Here is a 7,670-nt window from a genome sequence, read left to right on the forward strand (position 1 = left end):
GGATAAGGGCAACCTGCAGTGTCGCCATGTCCCTCTCATGTCCCCCTCGCGTCTGAAGAATGATGCAGGAAGAACTCGTGCCGTCTCAGCTTGGTGCAACTGCCCTTGGCAACGGATAATAGCGACCACGACATCGTCAGCGCTATTTTTAGGATTCCCCCATGGAAATTAAAGTCAACTTTCTCGATAAGCTGCGTCTCGAAGCGAAATTCGATGACTTCACGGTAGTAGCTGACCAGCCTATTCGCTATAAGGGCGACGGCTCGGCGCCTGGTCCCTTCGACTATTTCCTGGCCTCGTCGGCCCTGTGTGCAGCTTATTTCGTAAAGTTGTACTGCGTGACTCGCAATATTCCTACCGAAAATATCCGCCTGTCGCAAAATAATATTGTTGATCCGGAAAACCGGTACCAGCAGATTTTCAAGATTCAGGTCGAGCTGCCGGCGGACATCTCTGCGAAAGATCGCCAGGGCATTTTGCGCTCCATCGACCGATGTACCGTGAAGAAAGTGGTCCAGGCCGGCCCCGAGTTTGTCATCGAAGAGGTCGAGAACCTGGATGCCGATGCCCAGGCGTTGCTGACGCTGAAGCCAGCGGCTGACGCCAGTACCTACATTGCGGGCAAAGATCTGCCGTTGGAGGAGACCATTGCCAATATGTCCGGCGTCCTGGCGGCCTTGGGCATCAAGATTGAAATTGCTTCGTGGCGCAATCTTGTTCCCAATGTGTGGTCACTGCATATCCGTGATGCGCACTCGCCGATGTGTTTTACCAATGGCAAGGGCTCAACCAAGGAAAGCGCGCTGGCGTCGGCGTTGGGGGAGTATATCGAGCGGCTGAATTGCAACCATTTCTACGCCGGCGCGTTCTGGGGCGAAGACATCGCCAACGCCGCGTTTGTCCATTATCCGAACGAACGCTGGTTCAAGCCTGGCCGCAAGGATGCGCTGCCGGCTGAAGTCCTGGATGAGTACTGTCTGGAAATCTACAATCCCGACGGCGAGCTACGTAGCTCGCACCTGATCGACACCAACTCCGGCAATACACAGCGCGGTATCTGTTCGCTGCCGTTTGTGCGGCATTCGGACGGCAAGGTCGTGTATTTCCCGTCGAACCTGGTAGAAAACTTGTATGTCAGCAATGGCATGAGTGCCGGGAACACGCTGGCCGAAGCGCAGGTGCAATGTCTGTCGGAAATTTTCGAGCGGGCGGTAAAGCGCGAAATCCTGGAAGGTGAAGTCGCATTGCCTGACGTGCCGCAGGAGGTGCTGGCGAAATACCCCGGCATTCTGGCCGGCATTCAGGGCTTGGAAGAGCAGGGCTTTCCGGTGCTGGTGAAGGATGCGTCGTTGGGAGGGGTGTATCCGGTAATGTGTGTCACTTTGATGAACCCGCGTACAGGCGGTGTGTTCGCGTCGTTCGGCGCGCATCCAAGCCTGGAGGTTGCGCTGGAGCGTAGTCTGACGGAGTTGCTGCAGGGCCGCAGTTTTGAAGGCCTGAACGAACTACCACGACCCACTTTTGCCAGTGAAGCCGTGACTGAGCCGAATAACTTTGTCGAGCACTTCATCGATTCCAGTGGCATCGTGTCATGGCGCTTTTTCAGCGCCAAAGCGGATTTCGAGTTTGTCGAGTGGGATTTTTCCGGTTACGGTGAAAACTCCAATGCCGAGGAAGCCGCAGCGTTGTTCGGCATTCTCGAAGACATGGGCAAAGAGACGTATACGGCGGTGTATGACCAACTGGGCGCCGTAGCCTGCCGGATTTTGGTGCCCGGGTATTCGGAAATTTATCCAGTAGAGGATCTGATCTGGGACAACACGAACAAGGGACTGTTGTTCCGCGCCGATGTCTTGAACTTGCATCGCCTGGACGATGCCGGCCTGGCAGCATTGCTTGACCGGTTGGAAAACAACGAGCTGGATGAGCACTCGGATATCGCCACTTTGATCGGTATCGAATTTGACGAGAATACGGACTGGGGACAGTTGACCGTTCTCGAGTTGAAGCTGCTGATTCATCTTGCCCTACAGCAATTCGAGGAGGCCCAGGAGCTGGTAGGTGCCTTCCTGCAGTACAACGACAACACGGTCGAGCGCGGATTGTTTTACCAGGCTTTGAACGTGGTGCTGGAGGTGCTGCTCGATGATGACCTGGAACTGGACGACTACGTGGTCAACTTCCGTCGAATGTTTGGCAACGCCCGGATGGACGCAGTAATGGGATCGGTAGACGGCAGCGTGCGGTTCTACGGTTTAACGCCGACGAGTTTGAATCTTGAGGGTCTCGACAGGCACCACCGCCTGATCGACAGCTACAAGAAATTGCATAAGGCGCGCGCCAGTGCGGCGGCTTTGGCGCGTTAGGGTTTTGACAATCGACTGGGAATGGGGTGGAGTACAGGGCGCCAGTCGGTGATTTACCAGCCGTTGCGCCTTACGGCAACCATCCCAGGCCGTTTAAATGAGTCCATTTAGCTAGTCCTGGATTTAAACCATGCAGTACTTTCGGGTGTCAGCAAGAATAACCCGGCGACAGTTTCCGCGGCGATGATTATAAAACTTAAGACGTTGCTCTGCTCGTAGGATAGTCCGGATGCGAACAGACGGTAGAGAGTTGTAGTGATGACGAATACCGTCAAAAGAAGCGCAATGTTTCTCGCCCAAAGCTTCCCAGCCGAAAGCCGCATGATGACGAACGCATGGAAGATCAAAATGGCGGAGAACAGCCCAAAAACCGTGATCGCCCCTTCTACTTCAGGGCGAGTCAGGAAAGGCGGAGCGCCTGTTCCATGAACAATGCGGAAAAAGAAGGCTGCAAATCCAATCCAATAGACCGCAATTGCGGCTCGAACGAAGTTGGGGGTATTGTTGCCCGGGAAGAAGATAAATTTAGTTTCCGCTCTCAAAAGAACCTCCATAAATTTATTACCGCCGCCCAGTTGCCGATTATAGTCCGGTTCAAATTGCGGATCACCGATTTATTGGAGCTAATCGGCGATCAAGAAGGTCGGCCCCAAGTTAGAGATATCGGCCTCAATCTCAGAGGCTCGTTTTTGTTTTATGAAGATGTGCGCACGGCCCCGGACAAGGTATTCGAGTTGGCTTGCGCCTACATGGGCGCAAGTCCGTTTTTTTCTCTCAGGTTCCGGCGTGATAGACGTGCCGTTGATCCGAAGAGTACATAGGTAGGTATTACCCAGTCAAATAGTTTTATAAGGTAAATAATACCCAATATCTACGTAACTTTCCTGAATGCGTTACTGGGTATGAGATTCGGTAACCCAACACATCTTGCAAGGTGTGACAAAAACAAGACAAAAGAAGGCGGGTTCAATCCCGCACACTGCGGAGGCCGGCGGCGATCCGATTTCTGGAATGCAGCCTCCGACATGCGACAAAACCCGAATACGGTTCTACATACTAATCGACAGAATCCCATGAGGCTGGAGCGCGGCGCAAAACCTGGGGAGAAAAGCCTTATCACGCCACAAGAACCGCGGGACCCAACTCCGCAATTGCAAACGCGCGAACATGAGCGACGAATGGCTTCAGCAACAACGGAGCTGGCCGTTGGGATGGCGTGAGCAACGCGAAATCCGTCACGAGCGAAGGCTCAAACGGCTTGAACACAACGCCTGAGCCCCGATACCCCCATGCACTGATCGCGTCGATTACAGAAACACCTGCGCCAGCCTCAATGAACGCGCAAATCGCATGACCCAACTGGCATTCCATCTGCGCCTTCATCTCGACGCCATGCGCTGCAAACAGCGCGTCCATCCGCAATCTGGATTCCACACTGCGTGGATGCGCTACAAAACGCTCACCGGCCAGATCAGTCGGCGTAATGGTATCGAGTGCGCATAGGCGGTGCCCCGCCGGCAATGCACACACCATCCGCACGGAGATCAGCCGCTCGCCATGCGCGGACGCGTGGTTCATGGAAAGGATTGCGAAGCCGACATCGCAGCGCTGACCGATCACCCTGTCCACGACCGAGCGTGAGGAGTGGACCGCCAGCGCAATATGGGCCTCCGGGCGCGTCTTCAAGTAATCCGAAATGGCGTGCGGCAAAAACGAGAGCGCAATTGCGGGCGCGGCCGCAACCTGCAATGTCCCGTGCCGCATGTCCCTGATTTCATCCGCTACCCGCGCGATGCGATCGACTCCCGCGAGCGAGCGTTGTACTTCCTCGTAAAGCGTTTGCGCTTCTACCGTTGGAATAAGGCGTCCCTTGACGCGGTCGAACAGCTTGAACCTCAACGAGCTTTCCAGATCGGCGAGAAGACGTGTCGTGGCCGGTTGCGATATGTGAAGCATCTCGCTGGCAAGCGTCACCGTCTGATACAGCATGACCGCCCGGAAAGCCTCGAGTTGTCGAATTTTCACTGAGACGTCCTATAACAAAACATTATCGTATTCGCAAAATAAAGCATTTCCCAACCGTTTTTTGCCTCCCTATTCTGCATTCATTCCAGTTTTTTATCGGGCAAAGTTCGTGAGCGACGGCCGGCATTCTGGCTTCCAACCCACGACGGGTCCCGCTGAAGATGAAGCGATTGGCGGCCATCACACTGCCGATACGATTCGAACAATCGACGAGGCTCATTCACGTATGAATCAAAACGCCGACTATCAACAGGAGCAGTTCATGGCGGGTATGAACCAGCAAGGCGAGCCTCCCGCTGACCTGCGCATTCACGCGCGACCGAAGAAATCGGACTGGCTCTGGTATGGACTGTTCGCTATTGCGATGGTCCTTTTTTACGAATTGGTCATCGATAACCCCCGCTGGCAGTGGGACGTCGTCGCGCACTACCTGTTCAATAAACGCGTGCTTGGCGGGCTGGCGAATACGCTGGTCCTGACGGCGCTGGCGAGCGTGCTCGGCCTGATCCTGGGCGCTGTCATTGCTGCGTGCCGCATGGCGGACAATCCCGTATTGCGCGCTGCGGGCTATTTTTATATCTGGATCATCCGGGCTACGCCGACGCTTGCCATGCTGCTGTTCCTGTTCTTCCTGTCGGCTCTCGTTCCGCGCCTGTATCTACCCATACCGTTCCTGCACGCGACTCTGTTCGATATCGACACGAATACTGTGATCTCGCGTTTCAGCGCGGCGATCATTGGCCTGGCGATGTATCTGGGCGGACATAGCGCTGAGATTTTTCGCGGAGGCCTTGCATCTGTCGACAAAGGTCAGCGTGAAGCGTGCAAGGCGATGGGCATGAGCGACTTTCGCATGATGTTTCACGTGGTCGTGCCGCAAGCCGTGCGCATCATCATTCCGCCGCTTGCGAACGAACTCATCACCATGTTCAAGAATACGTCGCTCGCCTCGGTGATCGGCTACGTGGAACTGCTCACAACAGTGCAACTGATTTATTCGACCAACTTCGAGACGATTCCATTGCTTACCGTTGCATGCCTCTGGTACCTGGTGCTCACCAGTCTCGCCATGTGCGGACAAAGTCTTCTTGAACGCCGTTTTGGAAAGGGAGTCTAGTCATGGACGCCTCCAGCATTGCCAGGAATGCAAACGAGTCGGGCAACCCACTGCTCCAGATCCAGACGGCCACCAAGCAGTTCGGTGCGTTCACCGCGCTTGACGCGATCGATTTCTCACTGGACAAAGGGGAAGTGGTCGCCATCATCGGCCCATCGGGTTCGGGCAAGAGCACGCTCCTTCGCTGTATCAACATGCTCGAACTGATCGACTCGGGCACGGTGACCTTCAAGGGCGAAGTGCTCGGCACCGAAATGCGCGGCAATCGCCGCATCCGTTTGCCCAAGAAAGAACTCGACCGGCAACGACGCTATTTCGGCATGGTGTTCCAGGGTTTTCACCTGTTTCCCCATTACTCTGCGCTTGACAATGTCATCGCGGGACCTCGCATTGTCGGCCGAGAAGCAAGAAAGGACGTGATCGAGCGCGGACGCGCGCTACTCGCGCGGGTGGGCCTGGCCGACAAGATGAAGCACTACCCCGCGCAACTTTCGGGCGGACAGAAGCAGCGAGTGGCAATCGCACGGGCGCTCGCCATGGAGCCGGAGGTCATGCTCTTCGACGAGCCGACCAGCGCGCTCGATCCCGAGCTCGTGAACGAAGTACTCGACGTCATGAAAGGGCTGGCGATTTCCGGCACCACCATGATCGTCGTGACGCATGAAATGGAATTTGCCCGCAAGGTATCGAACCGCGTGGTCTTCATGGACGGCGGACGGATCGTCGACCAGGGCTCGCCCGCGCATATTTTCAACGGCGGCGGCACCGAACGCACCCGGCGCTTCATTTCGAATATGCCCGATTGAGATGGGCGGCAACGGGTTGTCGACTCAACCCCAGACATGACTGGAGATGTGATGGAACAAGACAAAATGATGCGGATTGGCCTGTCGATGCGTTACCTCGGCTATCACATGGCTGCCTGGCGGCACCCTGATGTGCCTGCAGGCGGTGCGATCGATTTCAAATATTTCCTCGATAGCGCCCGCAAGGCTGAAGCAGCGAAGCTCGACATGATTTTCTTTGCCGACGGCATTGGTGTTCGCGCCTCCGATACGCCAAAGGGTTCGCTGACCCGCGACTCGAAGAACGCAGAGCTCGAACCGCTCACCCTGCTCGCGGCCATCGGCGCTCACACATCGAATATCGGACTGGTGGCGACGGCCTCCACTACGTACAACGAACCGTTTCATATTGCCCGAAAATATGCATCCCTCGACCATATCAGTGGCGGCCGGGCCGGATGGAACGTGGTTACCTCCTGGTCCCAGCAGGAAGCGTGGAATTTCAGCCGCGATGAACACTTGGGCTATGAGGAGCGCTACGAGCGGGCCGATGAATTCGTCGATGTTGTCAAGAAGCTATGGGATAGCTGGGAAGACGATGCATTCATTCGCAACAAGGAAACAGGTATCTTCTATGAGGAGTCGAAGCTGCATGTTGCGAATCACAAGGGCAAGCACTTCAGCGTCCGGGGACCGTTGAACTCGGCTCGCACACCCCAGGGCCGGCCTATAGTCGTTCAAGCGGGTGCGGCCGAAGCGGGACGCGAGCTTGCAGCCAAAAATGCCGACGTCGTATACAGCGCCTCTTTCGATATATCGTCGGCACAGAAATACTATGCAGACCTAAAGAGCCGTCTGGGAAAATACGGGAGGACGGCCGACCAGATGCTGATCATGCCGGGCCTTACAACCTATGTCGGGAAGACAAGACAGGAGGCGCAGGACAAGTACGATCAGTTGCAGGAGCTCATCGATCCGTTGAGCGGCCTCGCAATCCTGCACAGCACGCTTGGCGACCTTTCCGGGTATGACCTGGATGGACCCGTTCCAGATATCGGTTCGGGCGCGGTCAGCAGCATTGGGGGCGGACTTATCGAAATGGCCCGGCGCGAAAACATGACAATTCGCCAGTTGTACAAGCATAGAGCTTCGGGTGGTCGGCAGCTCATTGGAACAGCGGCGGATATCGTGGACGACATGGAGACTTGGTTCAAGGAAGGCGCGGCCGACGGCTTCAACCTTTGCCCGGCTATTTTGCCGAACGGCCTGGAAGACTTTGTTGAATTCATCCTCCCTGAGCTGCGCAAACGTGGCCTGTTCCGGACCGAGTATGCGTCAAGTACGCTGCGCGGAAACCTCGGACTCAAGCCGCTCCAG

Annotated in this window: 6 protein-coding genes; 5 read left to right on the forward strand and 1 reads right to left on the reverse strand. The window is 55.8% G+C overall.

The genetic code is table 11. From position 1 onward, the window contains the following. The first annotated feature begins 161 nt into the window (after positions 1-161). Positions 162-2,366, forward strand: a complete 2,205-nt coding sequence (locus tag ACFFAR_RS01620; protein ID WP_375507440.1) for an OsmC domain/YcaO domain-containing protein — start codon at positions 162-164, stop codon at positions 2,364-2,366. Positions 2,367-2,701: 335 nt separating this feature from the next. After that, a complete protein-coding gene (locus tag ACFFAR_RS01625) occupies positions 2,702-3,187 on the forward strand; it encodes a hypothetical protein (RefSeq protein ID WP_375507441.1) in 486 nt (161 codons plus the stop codon). A 295-nt stretch (positions 3,188-3,482) separates the two neighbouring features. On the opposite strand, the gene ACFFAR_RS01630 is transcribed toward ACFFAR_RS01625, so the two are convergent. Beyond that, positions 3,483-4,391: a LysR substrate-binding domain-containing protein gene (locus tag ACFFAR_RS01630; protein WP_174365729.1), complete on the reverse strand. Its 909-nt coding sequence runs from the start codon at positions 4,389-4,391 to the stop codon at positions 3,483-3,485. Between the two features lie 226 nt (positions 4,392-4,617). On the opposite strand from ACFFAR_RS01630, the gene ACFFAR_RS01635 reads away from it, so the two are divergent. The 3 genes from ACFFAR_RS01635 to ACFFAR_RS01645 all read left to right on the forward strand — a co-directional run. Next, on the forward strand, positions 4,618-5,508 hold the full coding sequence (locus ACFFAR_RS01635; RefSeq protein ID WP_174365192.1) for an ABC transporter permease subunit: 891 nt from the start codon (positions 4,618-4,620) through the stop codon (positions 5,506-5,508). 2 nt (positions 5,509-5,510) lie between these two features. Further along, on the forward strand, positions 5,511-6,314 hold the full coding sequence (locus tag ACFFAR_RS01640) for an ATP-binding cassette domain-containing protein (RefSeq protein ID WP_174365191.1): 804 nt from the start codon (positions 5,511-5,513) through the stop codon (positions 6,312-6,314). A 51-nt stretch (positions 6,315-6,365) separates the two neighbouring features. Continuing rightward, positions 6,366-7,670: NtaA/DmoA family FMN-dependent monooxygenase (locus ACFFAR_RS01645; protein WP_174365193.1), on the forward strand; the 1,305-nt coding region annotated here is incomplete at its 3' end.

This window comes from uncultured Caballeronia sp., assembly GCF_964243625.1.
In the GTDB taxonomy this organism is placed as follows: Bacteria; Pseudomonadota; Gammaproteobacteria; order Burkholderiales; family Burkholderiaceae; genus Caballeronia.

Bases quoted from the DNA above. Each gene is read 5' to 3' on its own strand.
- ACFFAR_RS01620 (WP_375507440.1), top strand. From the start codon at position 162: ATGGAAATTAAAGTCAACTTTCTCGATAAGCTGCGTCTCGAAGCGAAA.
- ACFFAR_RS01640 (WP_174365191.1), top strand. From the start codon at position 5,511: ATGGACGCCTCCAGCATTGCCAGGAATGCAAACGAGTCGGGCAACCCA.
- ACFFAR_RS01625 (WP_375507441.1), top strand. From the start codon at position 2,702: ATGGAAGATCAAAATGGCGGAGAACAGCCCAAAAACCGTGATCGCCCC.
- ACFFAR_RS01635 (WP_174365192.1), top strand. From the start codon at position 4,618: ATGAATCAAAACGCCGACTATCAACAGGAGCAGTTCATGGCGGGTATG.